This is a genomic window from Salinisphaera dokdonensis CL-ES53 (assembly GCF_040361215.1).
GTDB lineage: Bacteria > Pseudomonadota > Gammaproteobacteria > Nevskiales > Salinisphaeraceae > Salinisphaera > Salinisphaera dokdonensis.
Map to the genome: position 1 here is coordinate 580,758 of NZ_APND01000002.1, position 17,588 is coordinate 598,345.

Consider the following 17,588-nt stretch of genomic DNA (forward strand, 5'->3'; position numbering starts at 1 on the left):
CATGGATCATTTCGAGTATCGCGACGGCGTTCTCCACGCCGAGGACGTCGCTTTGTCTGCTATCGCCGAGCGTTTTGGTACGCCCTGCTATGTCTATAGCGCGGCGACCATCCGCCGGCATTACCGGGTATTCGACGAAGCGCTTGCGGGTATCGATCACGATATCTGCTATGCGGTGAAGGCCAACGGCAACCTGGGCGTGCTTGGTCTGCTGGCCGATCTGGGCAGCGGTTTCGATATCGTGTCGGTCGGCGAACTGGAACGGGTCATCACGGCCGGCGGCGATCCGGCGCGGGTGGTCTTTTCGGGCGTCGGCAAGCGGGTCGACGAGATCGAACGCGCGCTGGAAGTCGGGATTGCCTGTTTCAATGTCGAATCCGAAGCCGAACTCGAGCGCATCGACGCTGTGGCCCAGCGCATGGGCGTACGCGCACCGATCTCGCTGCGGGTGAATCCCGACGTGGATGCCCAGACCCATCCCTATATCGCCACCGGGCTGAAAGAGAACAAGTTCGGCGTCGACATCACCCGCGCCGAGACGCTCTATGCGCGCGCCGCAGGCATGGAAGGTCTGGCCATTCGCGGCGTTGACTGCCATATCGGTTCGCAGCTGACCCAGCTTGCGCCGTTCCGGGATGCGGTCGAACGCGTGCTGGCGCTCATCGATCGGCTCGCCGATCAAGGCATCGCCATCCAGCACCTGGATGTCGGCGGCGGCCTCGGCATTCGCTATCGTGACGAGCAGCCGCCGTCGCCGGCCGCCTATGCCGAGAATATCCGCGATCTGGTGGCCGGACGTGATCTCAAGCTCGTCTTCGAGCCGGGTCGGGTGCTGGTCGGTAATGCCGGCGTGCTGCTTACCCGGGTCGAGGTGCTCAAGCCTGGGGCCGAGGACGCAGACAAGCATTTCGCGATTGTCGATGCGGCCATGAATGACCTGCTGCGGCCTGCGCTTTACGACGGCTGGCATGCGATCGTGCCGGTGGCCGAGGCCAGCGACACCGTGTCGCGTACGTGGGAGATCGTCGGCCCGATCTGTGAGACCGGCGATTTTCTCGGCCACGACCGCGACCTCGCGCTCCAGACTGGTGATCTGCTGGCGGTGCGTACCGCCGGCGCCTATGGTTTTGCCATGGCATCGAGCTACAACGCGCGCCCGCGTCCGGCGGAAGTGATGGTCGATGGCGACGCGGTTCATGAAGTCCGCGCCCGCGAGACCGTGGCGGATCTCATGCGCGGCGAGCAGCGGCTGCCTTTCGCCTAGCGACTGCCAACGCGCAATCCGCGCGTTAAGCTGTGCCCAGCCATTTTCCCGTCGTCGGCATGGCCGGCGACCGCCAGGGCTTTATTGCCATGTCGAAAGATTCCAACACACCCCGCGGCCCGTTGATTCTCATCGATGGCTCCTCGTGGCTGTATCGCGCTTATCACGTGCTGCCGCCGCTCACGAACGCCGCGGGCGAGCCGACCGGCGCGATCTACGGCATGACCAACATGCTGCGCAAGTTCCTGCGCGAGTACGAGGCCGACCGTATCGTGGTGGTCTTCGATCCGCGCGGCGGTACTTTCCGCAACGAGCTGTTCGCCGACTACAAGGCCAACCGCCCGCCGGTACCCGAGGAACTGTCGGCCCAGTTCGAAGGCATTCGTGACGTGGTGCGTGCGCTCGGCCTGCCCCTGCTGCAGGTGCCCGGCGTCGAGGCCGACGATGTGATCGGTACGCTGGCGTCACGCGATGATGGCGAAGTGCTGATCGTGACCGGCGACAAGGACATGGCCCAGTTGGTCAACGAGCGCGTGAACCTGCTCGATACCATGCAGGACAAGCGCACCGACGTGGCCCGCGTGCACGACAAGTTCGGCGTGGGCCCGGATCTGATCACCGACTATCTCGCCCTGGTGGGCGACAGCTCGGACAACATCCCGGGCGTGGCCAAGGTCGGGCCCAAGACGGCCGCGAAATGGCTCGAACAGTACGGCTCGCTGGAAGCCGTGATCGAGCACGCCGACGAGATCGGCGGCAAGGTGGCTGAGAACCTGCGGGCGACGCTCGACCAGCTGCCGCTCTACAAGGATCTGACCACGATCCGCTGCGATCTGGATCTTGATGGCGCCGACGCGGTACTCACGCGTAGCGAAGCGGACGCCGAAACCCTCGCTACGCTCTATCGCAACTACAAGTTCCATCGTTTTCTCGACGATCTCGATGCTCCGCCCGCCGAATCTGCGGCCCCTGCTGCGCCGGTCGAGACGAACTACCAGACCGTACTCGACACTGAGGCGCTCGAGGCCATGATGGCCAAGCTCGAGGCGGCCGCGCTGATCTGTGTGGATACCGAGACTGATGCGCTGTCGGCGATGCAGTCCGGCCTGGTCGGCCTGTCGTTCGCGGTCGAACCGGGCGAGGCCTGGTATGTGCCGGTGGCCCACGACTATATGGGCGCGCCGACGCAGCTGCCGATGAAGACCGTCATCGAACGCGTACGGGGCGTGCTCGAGAATCCCGCTATCGCCAAGCTCGGCCAGCACATCAAGTACGACATCAACGTGCTCAAGCGCCACGGCATCGATGTCGCCGGAGCCGATCACGACACCATGCTCGAGTCCTATGTGCTCAACAGCACGGCCACCCGTCACGATATGGACTCGCTGGCGCAGAAGTATCTCGAACGCAGCACCACCAAGTTCGAGGAGGTGGCCGGCAAGGGCGCCAAGCAGATCACCTTCAATCAGGTGTCGCTCGAGGAGGCCACGCCTTATGCCGCCGAGGATGCCGATATCACCCTGCAGCTGCATAACCGGCTGTACGGCGAGCTGGCCGAGATTCCGCGGCTGAAACATCTCTACGAAGAGATCGAGATGCCGCTGATGCCGGTGCTGGCGCGGGTCGAGGCCAACGGCGTGCTCGTTGACCGCGAGCTGCTCGGCCGCGTCAGCCAGCAGATGGCCGAGCGCATGCACGAGATCCAGACCGCGGCCTTTGAAGCCGCCGGCGGCGAGTTCAATCTCGGTTCGCCGGCCCAGCTCAAGGACATTCTCTTCGATCGTCTCGAACTGCCGGTGATCCGAAAAACACCCAAGGGCGCGCCGTCCACCGCCGAGGACGTGCTGCGCGAACTGGCCGACCAGCACGAACTGCCGGCGCTGATCGTGTCATGGCGCGAGTTGTCCAAGCTGCGTTCGACCTATGCGGACAAGCTGCCGGGCCAGATCAATCCGCAGACCGGTCGTATCCACACCTCGTATCACCAGGCGGTGGCCGCGACCGGGCGGTTGTCGTCGTCCGATCCCAATCTGCAGAACATTCCGATTCGCACCGAATCGGGCCGGCGGATCCGTGAGGCGTTCATTGCGCCCGAGGGCCATCAGATCCTGGCGGTGGACTATTCGCAGATCGAGCTGCGGATCATGGCCCATCTGTCGGGTGATCCGGGGCTGGTCACGGCTTTCAACGAAGCGCGTGATATCCATGCGGCTACCGCTGCGGAAGTGTTCGACACCCCGCTGGATGAAGTGAATACAGATCAGCGCCGCGCGGCCAAGGCGATCAACTTCGGGCTGATGTACGGCATGTCTGCCTTCGGGCTGGCCAAGCAGCTCGACATCACGCGCGAGAATGCCGGCCGGTATATCGATACCTTCTTCGAGCGCTTTGCCGGCGTACGCCGCTATATGGACGAGACCCGAAAGCTCGCCAAGGCCGAAGGCTATGTCGAGACGCTCTACGGCCGCCGTCTCTACCTGCCGGAAATCAATTCACGCAACGGCGCGCGTCGCCAGGGCGCCGAACGGGCCGCGATCAACGCGCCGCTGCAGGGCACGGCGGCAGATCTGATCAAGAAGGCGATGATCGATGTGGATGCCTGGCTGCACGAAACCGGCGAGCCGGCGCGTATGATCATGCAGGTGCACGACGAGCTGGTATTCGAGGTGCCGGATGCCGAGGCCGAGCGTCTCGGCAAGGCAATCAGCGAGCGCATGGGCGCGGTCGCGAAGCTCGATGTGCCCCTGCTCGCAGAGGCCGGCGTCGCGGTCAACTGGCAGCAGGCGCACTAGGCTGTCCTGCGGCGGTATGCGCCAACGAAAAAATTTTGAACCGATTGGGAACTCGGCTCGGGAAGCCGGGTCTGACCTTCCATGAGCGTCGTGCAACGCTCGACCGCTTTTCTCCCTGAGCGGTAATCCAAATCCGGTTTCCCCCAAGAACCGGAAGACTTACCCCGACGGCGTTCCCCCGCGCCCTCGGGGTTTCTTTTTTGCGCGTTCTCAATAGCCCCGCGCTTGCAGGCGCTGTAGCCAGTCGTGGGTAGGGTCGTTCGATATTGCGCCGTCTTTCAGGCGTCTTGGCATCAGGCAGAAAATTTCTGCGCCGCTCGCGGAACTCTGTCGATCCGAGCGCGGTCTGAACCTGAGCAAGCAACAGGCTTGCCCGCTTTTCTCCCTGAGCGGTAATCCAAATCCGGTTCCCCCCAATGACCGGTAGAATTGCCCCGCCAGCATCTCCCCCTTGCTGACGGGGCTTCTTTTTGTCCGGGTTTTGCCCGCCGTTCGAACGCCGCGAAGCCCCCTTGCGCCGCGTTCGACCTGCCGATCGGAAATTCGTGAAAATTTTTTTCGAATTTCCGGAACAAATACCCGAAGGCCCGGTCTGACCTTATGTAAGCGCAATGCTTACCCGCTTTTCTCCCTGAGCGGTAACCCGATCCGGTTCCCCCCAAGGCCGGATCACTCGCCCCGGCGGTATTCCCCCTACCGCCGGGGTTTTTTATCCCTGAGCAATCAGACCCTTGTTGGACATACTTTATGCCATAGAAAAACCGGCGCGTCGATTCGACACCCCGGTTTTCCGATAAGTGGTCATTTTGTCTAGATGAGTGCGTCAGCGGCGCGGCAAGGCACGGTCCATGCGGGTGAGTTCATCGCGCACGCTCAGCAACATGAGATCGTGAAACAGATCCTTGATCGCCCGCGAGCGGTCGCCGCGACCATCCCAGGCCACGCGCACGCTGCCCGAATCGATATCGATGATCTCGAGCTGCGGGGTGCCCTCGCGATCAAGCCATGCCCGTATGTCGTATCCCATCGTGTCGGCCCTGTTGAGACATCGCTCTTCGAGCATATATGGGAATGATTCTCATTTACAAGTCGGATTCCGTGGGCAGACTATTGGCAAGTTCCGCAATGGCGTTGCGGGCTTCGTCTACGCCCAGGCGCTTGAGAGCAGAGAAAAGCTGTGCCGTTGCCTCGGGCATCTCCCGTTCGACCGCGCGCAACGCCTTGATCTGTTGATTGCGCGAGAGCTTGTCGGCCTTGGTCAGCACCAGATGAAAAGCCAGGCCCTGTTGTGAGCCCCAGTCGATGAGCTGGCGGTCGAAGTCCATGAGAGGCCGACGCGCGTCCATGATCAACACCACGCCCGCCAGCGTTTCGCGGCTGCTCAGGTAGCCCTCGATCAACGCCTGCCATTGTGCCTTGACCGCCGGCGGCACCCGCGCGAAGCCGTAGCCGGGCAGATCCGCGAACTGCAGGCTTTCGCTGGTGAAGAAATTGATCGCCTGGGTGCGCCCGGGCGTTTTGCTGGTGCGCGCCAGCCCGGTCCGCGAGCAGATGGTGTTGAGCGCGCTCGACTTGCCGGCATTCGAGCGACCGGCAAAAGCCACTTCGGCAACGCTGGGCGCTGGAAACGCCCGGGGCGTCGGCGCGGAGCACACGAATTGCATCGCGTTGAAATCGGCTGGCGTAATCGCTGTCATGGGCAAGGACCGGATGTGGCGGGTCTGGCAGGTGGAGTCGAGCGCTCGGGTGCGCACTGTGGCGCGCGCACCGGGTGGTATACAATAAAGGCTATTTCCAGTGGGCAGCCAAAATCCGGTACGGGCATCGGATAGCGCCATTGTGCTGCCGTTTTGCGTCGGGGACGACTACGACATGACCAAGCGCTTTTTTGTGTTGTTCGGTTTGATGATCTGTGCAGGGGCAGTCTCTGCCGAGCCGCTTGTGGACGGAGACGTCGAGGCGGGCAAGACCAAATCGGGCCAATGCGCGGCCTGCCATGGCCCACAGGGCAACATGCAGTCCGGTCAGTTTCCGAAGCTTGCAGGCCAGGGCGCGCCCTATATCTACGAGCAGCTCAAGCTGTTCAAGTCCGGCGATCGCCAGAACGGTGTCATGGCCGGGCAGGTCGCGGGCATGAACGACCAGGACATGAAGGATCTGGCCGCCTATTTCGCTGATCAGCAGACTCGCCCCGGCGCGGCAGATGTGAAGGTGGCACCGGCTGGCGCCGCGATCTATCACGGCGGCGATCCCGAGAACGATATCCCTTCCTGTGCCGGCTGCCATGGCCCGAGTGGCCTGGGTAATGCCGCGGCGAAGTTCCCGCGCCTGTCCGGCCAGTCACCGCAGTACGTCGCGGCCCAGCTCAAGGCGTATCGCGACGGCAAGCGCAGTGGCTATCGTAACGCTACGATCATGAATGGCGTAGCCGAGAACCTGTCCGACGACGACATTCAGGCGCTGGCTTCGTATGTCGCCGGTCTCGGGCCGATGACCGATCAAAGCAAGGGCAAGGAGTACGGCGCGCTGATGCAGAACGCGGGTGGCCCGGCTGCGGCGGCCGGCGCAGCTGGTGGCGACACGGGCGGTGACGCATCCGGTGACGGTGGCGACACGTCGCAGGCCGATGAGCAGGCAAGCGACGAGGAATCGGGCAAGGCCGACGCTGCCAGCAAGGAAGAAGCTGGCGCGGCAGCGGGCGAGGATTCGTCTGCCGATGACCAGGCCACCGACAGCGCTTCAGGTGAACAGGCAGAGTCCACAGGCGAAGACGCGCCCTCGGACGGCGACTCGTCGTCATCGCAGGATCAGCCGGCCTCGGATGCCGCTCAGAACAACGACAACTCCGAAGACAACGCGGACGCCTCAGCCGACGACTCGAACACGCAGTAGCCGTTGGCGGCGCCCGCCGCAATCGAAAGGCAAAGCATGAGAGCATCCCGCATCGCGGCAGCCGCTGTGCTGTTATTGGCCGTGTTCGGCGTGGCAAGCGCGCAGGGCCTGGTGTCCCGCTATGTTGCCGGCGAGCATTACCGAGCCGCCGAAGAACCCGTGGCCCAGCCTGACGACGGTAAGATCCATGTCGTCGAGTTCTTCCTTTACAGCTGTCCACACTGCGAAGATCTTGAGCCCGACGTCGAGGAATGGCGTGAATCGCTGGCCGATGACGTCGAGTTCTCGCGCGTGCCGGTGCTGTTCGGTGCAGGCGGTCAGGCCTATGCGCGGCTGTATTACGCCGCCGAGAAGCTCGGCGTGCTCGAAGACGTGCACGGCAAGATCTTCAGTGCCATCCATGATGACGGTCGCCGTCTGCTATCGGAAGCCGATATGCGAGCATTCATGGAAGATCAGGGCGTCGACGGCGAGCGCTTTGTCGAGGCCTTCGAGAGCGACGAAGTCAGCGCGAAGGTCCGTCAGGCGGGCGAGACCATGCGCGGCTATCGTGTGACTGCCACGCCGAGCCTCGGCGTGGCCGGGCAGGCTTACGTCAGTGGCCGTACCGCCGGCAGCAATGATGAGATGTTCGACGTCGCGGACTTTTTGATTCGCCAGCAGCGGCACAAGAACGGCGGTTGAACCTGCGGGGTGGCGCGGCCGGCTGTGGTCGGCTTCGCCACAACGTCTTGAATGCGCCGGCTGTGCTGGTGATATCCGGCGTTTTCCACGACGCCTCGTTCGAAGCTCGCTGTTCGCCGTGCGACTGGCCTCGCTATCCTTCAATGCTTGTCGATCCCGCCTGTCGGGCGTCGCGGATCACGGTAGCGGCGCTTGATGGCGGCGTGAATCCTGTTCGAGCGATCGCCTGCGTTCGTAGACAGACGGGCCAGGGTCGACTCAGTCCCTCTCGGTCTCGAGAACGATCTGCCAGTCGCCATCTTCGCTCTGCTGCCAGTACTGGGTCTTGCGGTCTTCGGCCTGGTAGTTGTTGCTGGTGTAGTTCTGGTTGAACGTCACCTTCACCATGCGATCTTCGCCGGGGTAGCGGAAGATGCTGATATTGTTCAGATCGACCGAGATATCGGTTTTCGACGCATTAACCTGCTTCTTGTAGGCAGCAAAAGCAGGCTTGTCCCGGCCATCGTCGCTGACGAAATCTGGCGAGTAATAGGTCAGATAGGATTTGGTATCGATCGCCTGCCAGCTGTGACGCCAGGACTCCACCGCTGAAAGCACTTCCGTGCGGCGTTTCTCGACGTCCGCAGCCGGCACCCAGTCGATCCCTGTGGTCAGCAGTACAGGCGTCGTACCCACGTTGACATGGTCACGGATGGATTCGAAGTCATCGTTGGCGATCACCACGCAGCCTTCGCTGGCGCGCGGCGTGCGTGAATAGGTCGTGCGAGGCACGCCGTGCAGCCAGATGCCGTAGCCGGTGCGGCCGCGGGCGCGATCAAGCGCATTCGGGTAGTTCACCGGCAGCGCGCCCACGCCGTAGAGCTCGGGCAGGCCGTTATCGTTGATATAGCGGGTGATGTGGTAGATGCCGATCGGCGTACGCATATCGCCCTCGACCTGCTTGCCTGCACCGCCACGGCCGATGGTTGTGTAGAAATCGGACACCAGCCGCGGCACGCCCTGCTCATTGGCAAACAGATACAGGCGGTTGTTTGCCAGGTCGACCACGATCGCGTGCTCGTATTCCGGTGCCATCTGCAGGATCGCAGCCGGTACCTTGCCGTCGGTGGCGGCCGACACGCGGTGGGCCCAGCGGGTCTTGGCCTCGTCGAGCAGCGCCTCGCGCTGGTCGCGCATCTGGTCGCTTATGGCGGGTTCGATACTGCGTCCCGAGCGGGCGACCATGAGCTCGCCGTAGACGAGCTGTGCCAGACGGAAATTCGGGCGCGCCTCGATCAGATCCGACAAATCGTTGATTGCCGTGTCGTATTCACCTTGCTGGGCCAGGTTGAGCACCGCCAGCAACTGCGACTCGGCATTCGAATGCACGCGCGCATCGGCCGCGGCTGCCTCGGCGCCGGCGATCGCGAACAGCGACCATAGACAGCAGGCGATCAGTACACAGGTACGGGCGTGAAGGTTACGCATGGGTTCAGTTCTTGCCACTGGCTTCCCGCAGGATGCGCCAGCCAGCGTCCTTGCGGACCAGGATCATGTGCTTGTCGACTCGATCACTGTAGCGCGGTGATTCGTATTCCTGGGTGAAATCCACACGAACGGTGCCGTTCGCCAAGCGTGTGATCGACGGATCCTCCAAGCGGATATGAATATCTTCGGGCGTACCCAGGCGGGCGCGCCGCAGGCTCAACCACTGGGCACGGCTCATGCCGTCCCCCGGGTCGTACTCGTCGGCGTAGAAATCCGTGTACGCATCGAAATCCTGCGATGACCACGCCAGCGCCCAGGCTCGTATCGTCTGTACGATGCTCCGGCTGTCCTGGTCACTGATCTTGTTCTTGTTATCCGATTCAGGCGTGGCGGGTCGTTTCGCCGGCGCCGGTGCCGGCGCGCTCCCAGGTGCAACCGACTCCTGTGCGTAATATAGACGATCCAGCATCGTCAACGGTAGCCGCTTGTCGCTGTCGTCGCTGCCCAGTGCCTTGCGATAGGCCAGCTGCGCGAGTGCGGTGTAGACGTCGCCGAGATTACGGTGCGCGGTGGCATAGGCCGGCTGCGTGGCGAGTGCTTTTTCCAGCCATGTGCGGGCCTTGTCGTATTCGCCCTGATCGGCGTGGAGAACCGCCAGGTTGTTGGCCGGCTCAACGCGCAGCGGGAAGTCCGCAGCCAGTGACTCGTATGCGGCGATGGCCTTGTCGGTATGGCCCTGTCCGGCGAGCGCACGGGCGTGCAGGAAACGCGCGTCTCGATTGCCGGGGTGCGCATCCAGATAGCTCTGCGACTGACGCGCGGCGGCGTCGAATTTCCCGGCATCGATCTCTTTCTGCAGATCGTCGAGGGTCACGGCCGCGGCCACCGACGTCACGAAGATCAGCACGCCCAGCAGGGGCGCGAATGGCTTCGTCGATGTTCGTCGTGTCACGAGTACGTTGTCCTGTGCTGCATGGTCGCGTCCAGGCCGGCCTGCTCTGATGCGAAACCGTCCCCCAGCCTTCGCCTTGGGAAATTATACTAGACAAGTTGGCCGGCCTCGTGGGACGCGCGCGTGACCGCAACGGTCTGTTATAAAACCCGCTTCGGGCCGCGTGCCCGGGCGCTGCGATAATTTCATGCCACGGGTTCCGCGCACGCGAACCCACGGGAGAGTAAATGCTGGTACCTGTTCTGCTCGCCGGCGGTGCCGGCACCCGCCTGTGGCCGCTTTCCCGCGAAAGCCGCCCCAAGCAGTTTCTATCTTTGACAGGTGAGACAAGCTTGCTCGACCAGACGCTGTCGCGTCTGGTCCGGCTGCGCGATCTTGGCCCGGCGCTGTTGGTTGGTAACGCCGAGCATCGCTTCGTCATGGCCGAACAGCTGCGCGCCTCAGGCGTGGAAGGCAAGGTGCTGGTCGAACCCGCGCGCCGCAATACCGCGCCCGCTGTGGCCGCGGCCGCCTTCGACGCGCTCGCCCAGCACGGAGAGGACACCGATCTGCTGGTACTGCCAACCGACCATGCCATAACCGACGACGAGGCCTTCGTGGCCACGATCGAACGGGCGCGAGAGAGTGCGGCCGCCGGGCGCCTGACATTGTTTGGCGTCAGGCCGGATCGCGCGGAAACGGGATATGGGTATATTAAGGCCGGCGAGACCGTCGCGCCCGGCGTGCGCGACGTGAACGCATTCGTGGAAAAGCCGGATATGGAGCGAGCCAAGGCTTATGTCGCGGATCGAGACTACTACTGGAACAGCGGCATGTTCCTGTTCCGGGCCCGCGATTATCTGGACGCGCTCGAACAACAGGCGCCCGCCATCCATGCCGCGGCGCGCAGCGCACATGCGCAGGCCCAGACCGACATGGACTTTCTGCGCCTCGACGAAGCCGCGTTCGCGGCTAGTCCCGTGGATTCGATCGACTATGCGGTGATGGAAGGCGCGGATCGGGCCGTGATGGTCGAACTCGACGCCGGCTGGAGCGACTTGGGCAGCTGGTCGGCCGTCGCGCAGGCTAACGGAACGGATGCCGACGGCAACAGCGTGCACGGCGATGTGATGCTTGAGAACACGCAGAACTGTTTCGTGCACAGCGAAGGCCGGTTGATCGCCGCGCTCGGCGTGCGCGATACGATCATTGTAGAAACCGGCGATGCCGTACTGGTCGCCGATCGCGGCTGCGAACAACAGATCCGCACACTAGTGGGTCGTTTGACCGATGAGGGCCGGGAAGAGGCGACCCAGTACCGCAAGGCCTACCGGCCCTGGGGCAGCTACGAGCAGATCGCTGTCGGCGCGCGTTTTCAGGTCAAGCACATCCGCGTGAAGCCGGGTGGGCGGCTGTCGCTGCAGAAGCATCATCATCGCGCCGAGCACTGGGTGGTCGTACACGGCACGGCCCGTATCACCTGCGACGGCCGTGAGAGCCTGCTCACCGAAAACCAGTCGACCTTCATCCCCCTGGGCGCGGTGCACCGGTTGGAAAACCCCGGCAAGGTCGATCTCGATCTGATCGAGGTGCAGTCGGGCAGCTATCTCGGCGAGGACGACATCGTGCGCTTCGACGACGTGTACGGGCGCAGCGACGCTGAACCCGACACGGAAATTGCTGTCGACTCCACGTCGAACAACGTGCCGGACGCGAACGCGGCCGGCCGCAAACCAGACTGAATTCGGTAACCAAGGAGCGACCCGATGGGTGAGTACTACCCGTTCTTCAAGGCCTACGACGTGCGTGCGAAAGTGCCCGACGAACTCAATGCGGACCTCGCGCGGCGTATTGGCCGCGCCTTCGTCGCCGAAATGGGGGCCGAAACGGTGGTAGTCGGGCGCGACATGCGTCTGTCGAGCGAGGAACTCACCGATGCCCTGATCGATGGTCTGACCACCGGCGGCGCGGACGTGCTCGATATCGGTCTGTGCGGCACGGAAGAGGTTTACTACGGTACGTTTTCGCAGAACGCGGATGGCGGCATCATGGTCACCGCCAGCCACAATCCCAAGGATTACAATGGCCTGAAGTTCGTGCGCGAACAGGCCAAGCCGATCTCGAGCGACAGCGGACTGTTCGATATCGAGAAGCGGGCGTACGACAACGATTTCCCCGAGCCGGCTCGTAAAGGCGAACGCAAGCCGCTCGATCAGCGCGCCGACTATGTGCGTTTTCTCCTCGACCAGATCAAGCCGGAGAATCTCAAGCCGCTCAAGATCGTCGCCAACCCGGGCAACGGCTGTGCCGGCCTCGTCGCCGAAGCGCTGGAGCCGCATCTGCCGTTCGAGATCGTGCGCAAGCACTTCGAGCCGGACGGCAATCTGCCCAATGGCATCCCCAATCCGCTGCTGCCGGAAAACCGCGAAGCCACCGGCTCGGCCGTGCGCGAGCATGGCGCCGACTTCGGCGTGGCCTGGGACGGCGATTTCGATCGTTGTTTCTTCTTCGACGAGCGCGGCGAGTTCATCGAGGGTTATTACATCGTCGGCCTGATCGCCGAGATGCTGCTGAAGATGAATCCGGGGGAAGCGATCGTTCACGATCCGCGCCTGACCTGGAACACGCTCGCTCAGGTCGAGGAGAACGGCGGCAAGCCGGTGCAATCCAAGTCGGGCCACTCCTTCATGAAGCAGACCATGCGCGACGCCGATGCCCTCTACGGCGGCGAGATGAGCGCGCACCATTACTTCCGCGATTTCTCCTATGCCGACAATGGCCACCTGCCCTGGCTGGTGCTGGCCCAGCTGGTCAGCGAGACCGGCAAGCCGCTATCCACGCTGGTGGAAGAGCGCATCGCTGCGTACCCGGCCTCGGGTGAAATCAACCGCGAGATCGGCGATCCGGATGCCGCGCTGGCCGACCTCGAGTCGCATTACGGCCCCACCGCGCAGGCGGTCGAGCACGTCGACGGATTGTCGATGGACTTCGGCGACTGGCGTTTCAACCTGCGCAAGTCGAACACCGAGCCCGTCGTACGCCTGAACGTCGAGACGCGTGGCGATATTGCCCTCATGCAGGAAAAGACCGACGAACTGCTCGAACGCCTGTCGCAGCACTAGCGCGGGCGCCGCGTTTACGGAGGATCAATGCAGGATCGTGAATGCCTGGCGCTGCGATTGCAGAGCGACCGGCTGCAGCTGCTCGACCAGTCGCGCCTGCCGCAGGTTCAGGATTGGTTCGCGGTCGACGATGTCGACACGCTGATCGAGGCCATCCATGCGCTGCGGACCCGCGGCGCGCCAATGATCGCGATCGCTGCGGCGCTGCTGGTTGCCGTACGCGTACAGCACGGCGACGAGCACGCCGCGATTGCCGATGCGATCGAACGCTTGCGCACCGCTCGGCCGACCGCGGTCAACCTGATGCACGCCATGGACGCGCTGCGTGCCGCACTCGACGGCGACGACTGGCGCGTCGCCGTCGTGGCGACTGCCGAAGCGCTGTTCGATGACGACCGTGCGTTATGCAACGCCATGGCCGAGCACGGCGCGGCGCTGGTCGCGCCCGGCGAGCGCATCCTCACGCACTGCAACACCGGCGGGCTCGCCACGGCCGGCATCGGCACCGCGCTCGGCGTGATCCGGCGCGCGCATGAGCAGGACAAGGGTATTTCGGTGTGGGTCGACGAGACCCGGCCGCTGTTGCAGGGCGGACGCCTGACCGCCTGGGAGTTGGGCGAGCTCGGAATCGACTATCGCCTGATCGCCGACAGCATGGCCGCCAGCTTCATGGCCGCCGGCCAGGTCGATCGCGTGATCGTCGGCGCCGATCGGATCGCCGCCAACGGCGATTTCGCCAACAAGATCGGCACCTACGGTCTGGCGGTACTCGCCCGTCACCACGGCATTCCCTTCGCCGTGGTCGCACCGCATACGACGGTCGACCCGGCCTGTTCGAGTGGCGACGCGATTCCGATCGAGCAGCGTGATGCAGCCGAGGTTCGGGGCGTGACCGGCGCCGCCGGCGAACTGTGCTGGGCGCCGGCGAATGCACGCGTCGCCAACCCGGCCTTCGATGTTACGCCCGCTGCACTGATCGACCACTGGGTGCTCGATACCGGCGTCTACGAGCATGCCGCGGTAGCCGAGGGCGTGTTCGGACCAAAGACGACGGCCGCCAGGCGCAATATGGGCTGAGCATCGTCATGCGTTGCGTCAGGCTGTGGACGTTTCGTCGAGCAGGCCTCGCTCGGCGAACACATCCTTGGCGACCGTCATGCCGTTGAGCGCGGCCGGAAAGCCGGCATAGACCGCCATCTGGATGATGACTTCGATAATCTGTTCGGGCGTCACGCCGACGTTGAGCGCGCCGTGGATATGTACCTTGAGCTGCGGCGCGCAATGGCCAAGCGCGGTTAGCGCCGAGACCGTCGCGAGCTCGCGGCTTTTCAAGTCCAGCCCCGGGCGCTGGTAGATATCGCCGAACGGGAATTCGATCGTGTAGTGGGCCAGATCCGGCGCGATGATCTGCAGGCTCTCGATAACGGCTTCGCCGGCAGCGCCGTCGATCTCCTTGAGCTTGGCCAGGCCGGATTCATAACGCGTGTTGTGCATGATCACTCTCGGTAGCGGGATGTCGAAACAGGACAGCCTCAAGCTACAAGTTGGAGTGAACTCCAGGTCAAGCACGGCCACAAGCGCCGTCTAGCACTGGCCTAGCGTCGTTTATAGAAATCGATCTTGGCGTGAATGCCGGCGAGATGGCGACGATCTTCGGCAATACGCGCTTCCAGGTCGCGCGCATGGGCTTCGAGCAATGCCTGGCGCTCGCCCGCGGTCGCCGTGCCTTGGCTACGCAGTTCAGCATACCGGCGGATATCGGCCAGCGGCATGCCGGTCGCCTTGAGCCGCAGTACGAACGCGATCCAGTCGAGATCGCTGGCGTCGAACTGCCGATGGCCGCTTGGGTTGCGCCCAATACGGCGCAGCACGCCAATCTTTTCGTAATAGCGCAGGGTGTCGGTCGAGACGCCGCTGCGCTGGGCAAATTGCCCGATGTTCACGGCAATGGGTTCATGAAAACGGACGGGCGTACGCGATGACGCCCATCCAGAAGGACTGTCTCAGCCCTGGCCGAGCATCTGTTCGCCGGACGGCCGGAAATCCTTGGCGATCTCCGTACCGGTGAAGTTCGCCACCCAGCCTTCCTGGTTGTTGAACAGGCGGATCACCTTGAAATGCGGCTTGTCGCCCATGTCGAACCAGTGCCGGGTGCCGGCGGGCACGCTGATCAGGTCGTCGGCTTCGCAGAGCGTTGCATACACCTTGTCGCCGATATGCAGGGTGAAAAGGCCGGCGCCATCGACGAAGAAGCGCACTTCGTCCTCGCTGTGGGTATGTTCGTCGAGGAACTTGGCGCGCATGGCGTCTTTCTGCGGATGTTCGGGGTGCAGGCCGATCACGTCCCAGGTCGCGTAGCCGAACTGCTGCTGCAGACGTTCGATGTCGTCGGCATAGGCCTCGCCGATTTGTTCGGGCGTGGCGTCAGCCGGTAGCGCGTGGCTGGCGGGCCAGCGCTCGAACAGCACGCCCACGGTATCGAGCTCGCGCGCGATCTCGTCGGCGTCGCGGGTCTCGAGGATCGGGGTGTCGGTATCGTTTTCGTTATAGACGGTCAGTTGGCTCATCGCATCGCTCCGCGCGTTGGTCCAGTCCAGCGTTGTGGCCATCCACGTCAGATCAGTTCGATATCCTCGAACGAGGCGACCACGGGATGTCTTTCATTCATTCTAGCTTTTTCCTGCGTGTCTTCATCACGCGCGACCCAGCAGGTCTGCAGGCCGGCCTCGGCCGCGGCATCCAGTTCGTCGCCGACGTCCGAGAGGAACAGCAGCGACGACGGTGGCTCGCCCAGTTCGGCGGCGATCGCCTTGTAGCTGCGGATCTTCTTCTTCGGCCCGATCCGGGTATCGAAATAGCCGGAGAACAGATCGGTGAGATCGCCGTGGTCGCTGTAGGTGAACAGTAGTCGCTGTGCGGTCACCGAGCCGGAGGAATAGACATACAGCGCGCGCCGGTCGTCGGCCCAGGCCTGCATGCTGGCGACGGCATCGTCGTAGACATGGCCGGTGAAATCGCCGTCGGTATAGCCCTGTTGCCAGACCATGCCCTGCAACGCCTTGAGGGGCGTGGACTTCCGATCCTCGTCCATCCACTGGCCGAGGATATCGATTACGCGGTCGAGATCGACGTCGGTGGCGTCCGCCTCGTTGCGCACGTCCTCGACCAGCGCCGCCACTTCGGGGTCGTCGGCGCGGGCCCGCACGAACTCCGGCAGGTATTCGCGCGCATAGGGAAAGAGCACGTCGTGGACGAAGGCGATATCCGAAGTTGTGCCTTCGATATCGGTGATGATCGCGCGTACGTCCGGCGTGGGCTCTTCCAGGCGCAGACGGTCGGGATCGTTCATGTATTCATTCATCGGATGTTCTCCAGTTGCCGGCGCTGCAGTTCGCAGGCGAGCAGAAATTCCCAGCCCTCCAGATGGCGGCGGGCGCTGGCCAGATCGGCGCCCCAGGCATAGATGCCGTGGCCGCGGACCAGAAAGCCGTAAGCCGGCGTGGCCTCGTCGTAGCGTTGTGCGAGCGCGCTGGCGAGTTCGTCCATGTCCTGGCTGTTATCCAGCACCGGCAGGGTGATCCGTGTCGCGTGGGTATGGTTACCGGTGATCGCCTTCTGCATCTCGTAACCTTCGAAACGCAGCTGCTGCGGCATGCCGATACGCGACATCAGCGTGTTCGCGATCGAATGCACGTGCAGTACCGCGCCGATTGCCGGGTCGCGCTGGTAGAGCGCGAGATGCAGGCCGGTCTCAGCCGACGGCTTGCCGTCGCTCAGCAACGCGCCCTCGACGGTCATCGGCAGCAGGTCGGCCGGTGTGAGTGCGGTCTTGTCCACACCGGAGGCAGTGATCAGTAGACGTTCGTCATCCACGCGCAGCGAGAAATTGCCGCCGGTGCCAGGGCAATAGCCGCGTTGCGCGAACCAGCGCACGGTTTCGCAGAGGGCTTCGGCGCCGGCGGTCGTCGCCGCGTCTTGGGTCATTCGGGTGGCTTTTATCGAACGTCAGGCGGGCATGCTAGCGCTGTGTTGGCAGGGTGGCCAATGGTGGCTTTTCGACTGGCCTAGGTGGCTCTTAAAAGCGGGCCTGAGTGGGGGCGTGTTTGCGTCGGTTCGGCTTGGAGTTTCGTTCAACTGGTGAGTGGGGAAGACGCTCTGGCTGCGGTTCAACGGTTCTTGAATCAACTACCTAGGCGAGCGTTGCTTGGGGTTTCGCACTGCTGTGCGAGTGTCTTTTATTTGCTTGTCCAAATAAAAGGCACCAAAACAAAGGCCCCCCCGTCTTGCCCCGATGCTTCGCATCGGTGCCCTGCGCGGCTCCGGCCGAAAGCGGGCCAGCCGGAACCTCGCCGCGCTACGCGCGACTCAGACATCCGGCTGTCTGATCCGCTTTCGGCCTCCACTGCTCGGCGCTGCGCCCAAGGGGCCCCAATACA

The 17,588-nt window shown here is 63.5% G+C and carries 16 protein-coding genes; 7 read left to right on the forward strand and 9 right to left on the reverse strand.

Annotated elements, in window-relative coordinates; all coding sequences use genetic code 11:
- The first annotated feature begins 1 nt into the window (after nucleotide 1).
- Nucleotides 2-1,264 carry a diaminopimelate decarboxylase gene (gene lysA, locus SADO_RS08525; protein ID WP_353110753.1) on the forward strand — a complete coding sequence of 421 codons (1,263 nt, stop codon included), beginning with the start codon at nucleotides 2-4 and terminating at the stop codon, nucleotides 1,262-1,264.
- 89 nt (nucleotides 1,265-1,353) lie between these two features.
- Nucleotides 1,354-4,056: a DNA polymerase I gene (gene polA / locus SADO_RS08530; RefSeq protein ID WP_353110754.1), complete on the forward strand. Its 2,703-nt coding sequence runs from the start codon at nucleotides 1,354-1,356 to the stop codon at nucleotides 4,054-4,056.
- A gap of 823 nt (nucleotides 4,057-4,879) precedes the next feature.
- On the opposite strand, the gene SADO_RS08535 is transcribed toward polA, so the two are convergent.
- Both SADO_RS08535 and yihA read right to left on the reverse strand, forming a co-directional pair.
- Complete coding sequence (locus SADO_RS08535) at nucleotides 4,880-5,083, reverse strand: hypothetical protein (RefSeq protein ID WP_353110755.1); 204 nt, start codon at nucleotides 5,081-5,083, stop codon at nucleotides 4,880-4,882.
- 55 nt (nucleotides 5,084-5,138) lie between these two features.
- A complete protein-coding gene (gene yihA / locus SADO_RS08540) occupies nucleotides 5,139-5,753 on the reverse strand; it encodes a ribosome biogenesis GTP-binding protein YihA/YsxC (protein ID WP_353110756.1) in 615 nt (204 codons plus the stop codon).
- A 175-nt stretch (nucleotides 5,754-5,928) separates the two neighbouring features.
- On the opposite strand from yihA, the gene SADO_RS08545 reads away from it, so the two are divergent.
- Together SADO_RS08545 and SADO_RS08550 are read left to right on the forward strand one after the other, a co-directional pair.
- On the forward strand, nucleotides 5,929-6,948 hold the full coding sequence (locus tag SADO_RS08545; RefSeq protein ID WP_353110757.1) for a c-type cytochrome: 1,020 nt from the start codon (nucleotides 5,929-5,931) through the stop codon (nucleotides 6,946-6,948).
- A gap of 36 nt (nucleotides 6,949-6,984) precedes the next feature.
- A complete protein-coding gene (locus SADO_RS08550; RefSeq protein ID WP_353110758.1) occupies nucleotides 6,985-7,632 on the forward strand; it encodes a thiol:disulfide interchange protein DsbA/DsbL in 648 nt (215 codons plus the stop codon).
- Between the two features lie 258 nt (nucleotides 7,633-7,890).
- On the opposite strand, the gene SADO_RS08555 is transcribed toward SADO_RS08550, so the two are convergent.
- Complete coding sequence (locus SADO_RS08555) at nucleotides 7,891-9,099, reverse strand: L,D-transpeptidase family protein (RefSeq protein ID WP_353110759.1); 1,209 nt, start codon at nucleotides 9,097-9,099, stop codon at nucleotides 7,891-7,893.
- 4 nt (nucleotides 9,100-9,103) lie between these two features.
- Complete coding sequence (locus SADO_RS08560; RefSeq protein ID WP_353110760.1) at nucleotides 9,104-10,051, reverse strand: L,D-transpeptidase Cds6 family protein; 948 nt, start codon at nucleotides 10,049-10,051, stop codon at nucleotides 9,104-9,106.
- A gap of 227 nt (nucleotides 10,052-10,278) precedes the next feature.
- On the opposite strand from SADO_RS08560, the gene SADO_RS08565 reads away from it, so the two are divergent.
- Genes SADO_RS08565 through mtnA form a run of 3 tightly spaced genes read left to right on the forward strand, consistent with a single transcriptional unit; the run spans nucleotide 10,279 to nucleotide 14,229 of the window.
- A complete protein-coding gene (locus SADO_RS08565) occupies nucleotides 10,279-11,772 on the forward strand; it encodes a mannose-1-phosphate guanylyltransferase/mannose-6-phosphate isomerase (RefSeq protein ID WP_353110761.1) in 1,494 nt (497 codons plus the stop codon).
- Between the two features lie 24 nt (nucleotides 11,773-11,796).
- The gene (locus SADO_RS08570) at nucleotides 11,797-13,152 is read left to right on the forward strand and encodes a phosphohexomutase domain-containing protein (protein WP_353110762.1); all 1,356 of its coding nucleotides are present in this window, start codon (nucleotides 11,797-11,799) and stop codon (nucleotides 13,150-13,152) included.
- Nucleotides 13,153-13,179: 27 nt separating this feature from the next.
- The gene (mtnA, locus tag SADO_RS08575; RefSeq protein WP_353110763.1) at nucleotides 13,180-14,229 is read left to right on the forward strand and encodes an S-methyl-5-thioribose-1-phosphate isomerase; all 1,050 of its coding nucleotides are present in this window, start codon (nucleotides 13,180-13,182) and stop codon (nucleotides 14,227-14,229) included.
- Between the two features lie 18 nt (nucleotides 14,230-14,247).
- Here the strand turns inward: mtnA and SADO_RS08580 are convergent, their stop codons facing one another.
- The 5 genes from SADO_RS08580 to SADO_RS08600 all read right to left on the reverse strand — a co-directional run bounded on the left by SADO_RS08580 (nucleotide 14,248) and on the right by SADO_RS08600 (nucleotide 17,136).
- On the reverse strand, nucleotides 14,248-14,646 hold the full coding sequence (locus tag SADO_RS08580) for a carboxymuconolactone decarboxylase family protein (protein ID WP_434547892.1): 399 nt from the start codon (nucleotides 14,644-14,646) through the stop codon (nucleotides 14,248-14,250).
- 101 nt (nucleotides 14,647-14,747) lie between these two features.
- Nucleotides 14,748-15,095 carry a MerR family transcriptional regulator gene (locus SADO_RS08585; protein ID WP_353110764.1) on the reverse strand — a complete coding sequence of 116 codons (348 nt, stop codon included), beginning with the start codon at nucleotides 15,093-15,095 and terminating at the stop codon, nucleotides 14,748-14,750.
- Nucleotides 15,096-15,155: 60 nt separating this feature from the next.
- Complete coding sequence (locus tag SADO_RS08590; RefSeq protein WP_353110765.1) at nucleotides 15,156-15,719, reverse strand: 1,2-dihydroxy-3-keto-5-methylthiopentene dioxygenase; 564 nt, start codon at nucleotides 15,717-15,719, stop codon at nucleotides 15,156-15,158.
- A 47-nt stretch (nucleotides 15,720-15,766) separates the two neighbouring features.
- Nucleotides 15,767-16,513: an acireductone synthase gene (gene mtnC / locus SADO_RS08595; RefSeq protein WP_353110766.1), complete on the reverse strand. Its 747-nt coding sequence runs from the start codon at nucleotides 16,511-16,513 to the stop codon at nucleotides 15,767-15,769.
- Nucleotides 16,510-17,136 carry a methylthioribulose 1-phosphate dehydratase gene (locus SADO_RS08600; protein WP_353110767.1) on the reverse strand — a complete coding sequence of 209 codons (627 nt, stop codon included), beginning with the start codon at nucleotides 17,134-17,136 and terminating at the stop codon, nucleotides 16,510-16,512. The genes mtnC and SADO_RS08600 overlap by 4 nt, the downstream gene beginning before the upstream one ends.
- Nucleotides 17,137-17,588: the final 452 nt, after the last annotated feature.

Excerpts from the sequence above, each read along its gene's own strand:
- mtnA (WP_353110763.1), top strand. The coding sequence starts at position 13,180 with ATGCAGGATCGTGAATGCCTGGCGCTGCGATTGCAGAGCGACCGGCTG.
- SADO_RS08535 (WP_353110755.1), bottom strand. The coding sequence starts at position 5,083 with ATGGGATACGACATACGGGCATGGCTTGATCGCGAGGGCACCCCGCAG.
- SADO_RS08550 (WP_353110758.1), top strand. The coding sequence starts at position 6,985 with ATGAGAGCATCCCGCATCGCGGCAGCCGCTGTGCTGTTATTGGCCGTG.
- SADO_RS08570 (WP_353110762.1), top strand. The coding sequence starts at position 11,797 with ATGGGTGAGTACTACCCGTTCTTCAAGGCCTACGACGTGCGTGCGAAA.
- SADO_RS08565 (WP_353110761.1), top strand. The coding sequence starts at position 10,279 with ATGCTGGTACCTGTTCTGCTCGCCGGCGGTGCCGGCACCCGCCTGTGG.
- SADO_RS08580 (WP_434547892.1), bottom strand. The coding sequence starts at position 14,646 with ATGCACAACACGCGTTATGAATCCGGCCTGGCCAAGCTCAAGGAGATC.
- SADO_RS08590 (WP_353110765.1), bottom strand. The coding sequence starts at position 15,719 with ATGAGCCAACTGACCGTCTATAACGAAAACGATACCGACACCCCGATC.
- SADO_RS08600 (WP_353110767.1), bottom strand. The coding sequence starts at position 17,136 with ATGACCCAAGACGCGGCGACGACCGCCGGCGCCGAAGCCCTCTGCGAA.
- SADO_RS08555 (WP_353110759.1), bottom strand. The coding sequence starts at position 9,099 with ATGCGTAACCTTCACGCCCGTACCTGTGTACTGATCGCCTGCTGTCTA.
- SADO_RS08545 (WP_353110757.1), top strand. The coding sequence starts at position 5,929 with ATGACCAAGCGCTTTTTTGTGTTGTTCGGTTTGATGATCTGTGCAGGG.
- yihA (WP_353110756.1), bottom strand. The coding sequence starts at position 5,753 with ATGACAGCGATTACGCCAGCCGATTTCAACGCGATGCAATTCGTGTGC.
- mtnC (WP_353110766.1), bottom strand. The coding sequence starts at position 16,513 with ATGAATGAATACATGAACGATCCCGACCGTCTGCGCCTGGAAGAGCCC.
- lysA (WP_353110753.1), top strand. The coding sequence starts at position 2 with ATGGATCATTTCGAGTATCGCGACGGCGTTCTCCACGCCGAGGACGTC.
- polA (WP_353110754.1), top strand. The coding sequence starts at position 1,354 with ATGTCGAAAGATTCCAACACACCCCGCGGCCCGTTGATTCTCATCGAT.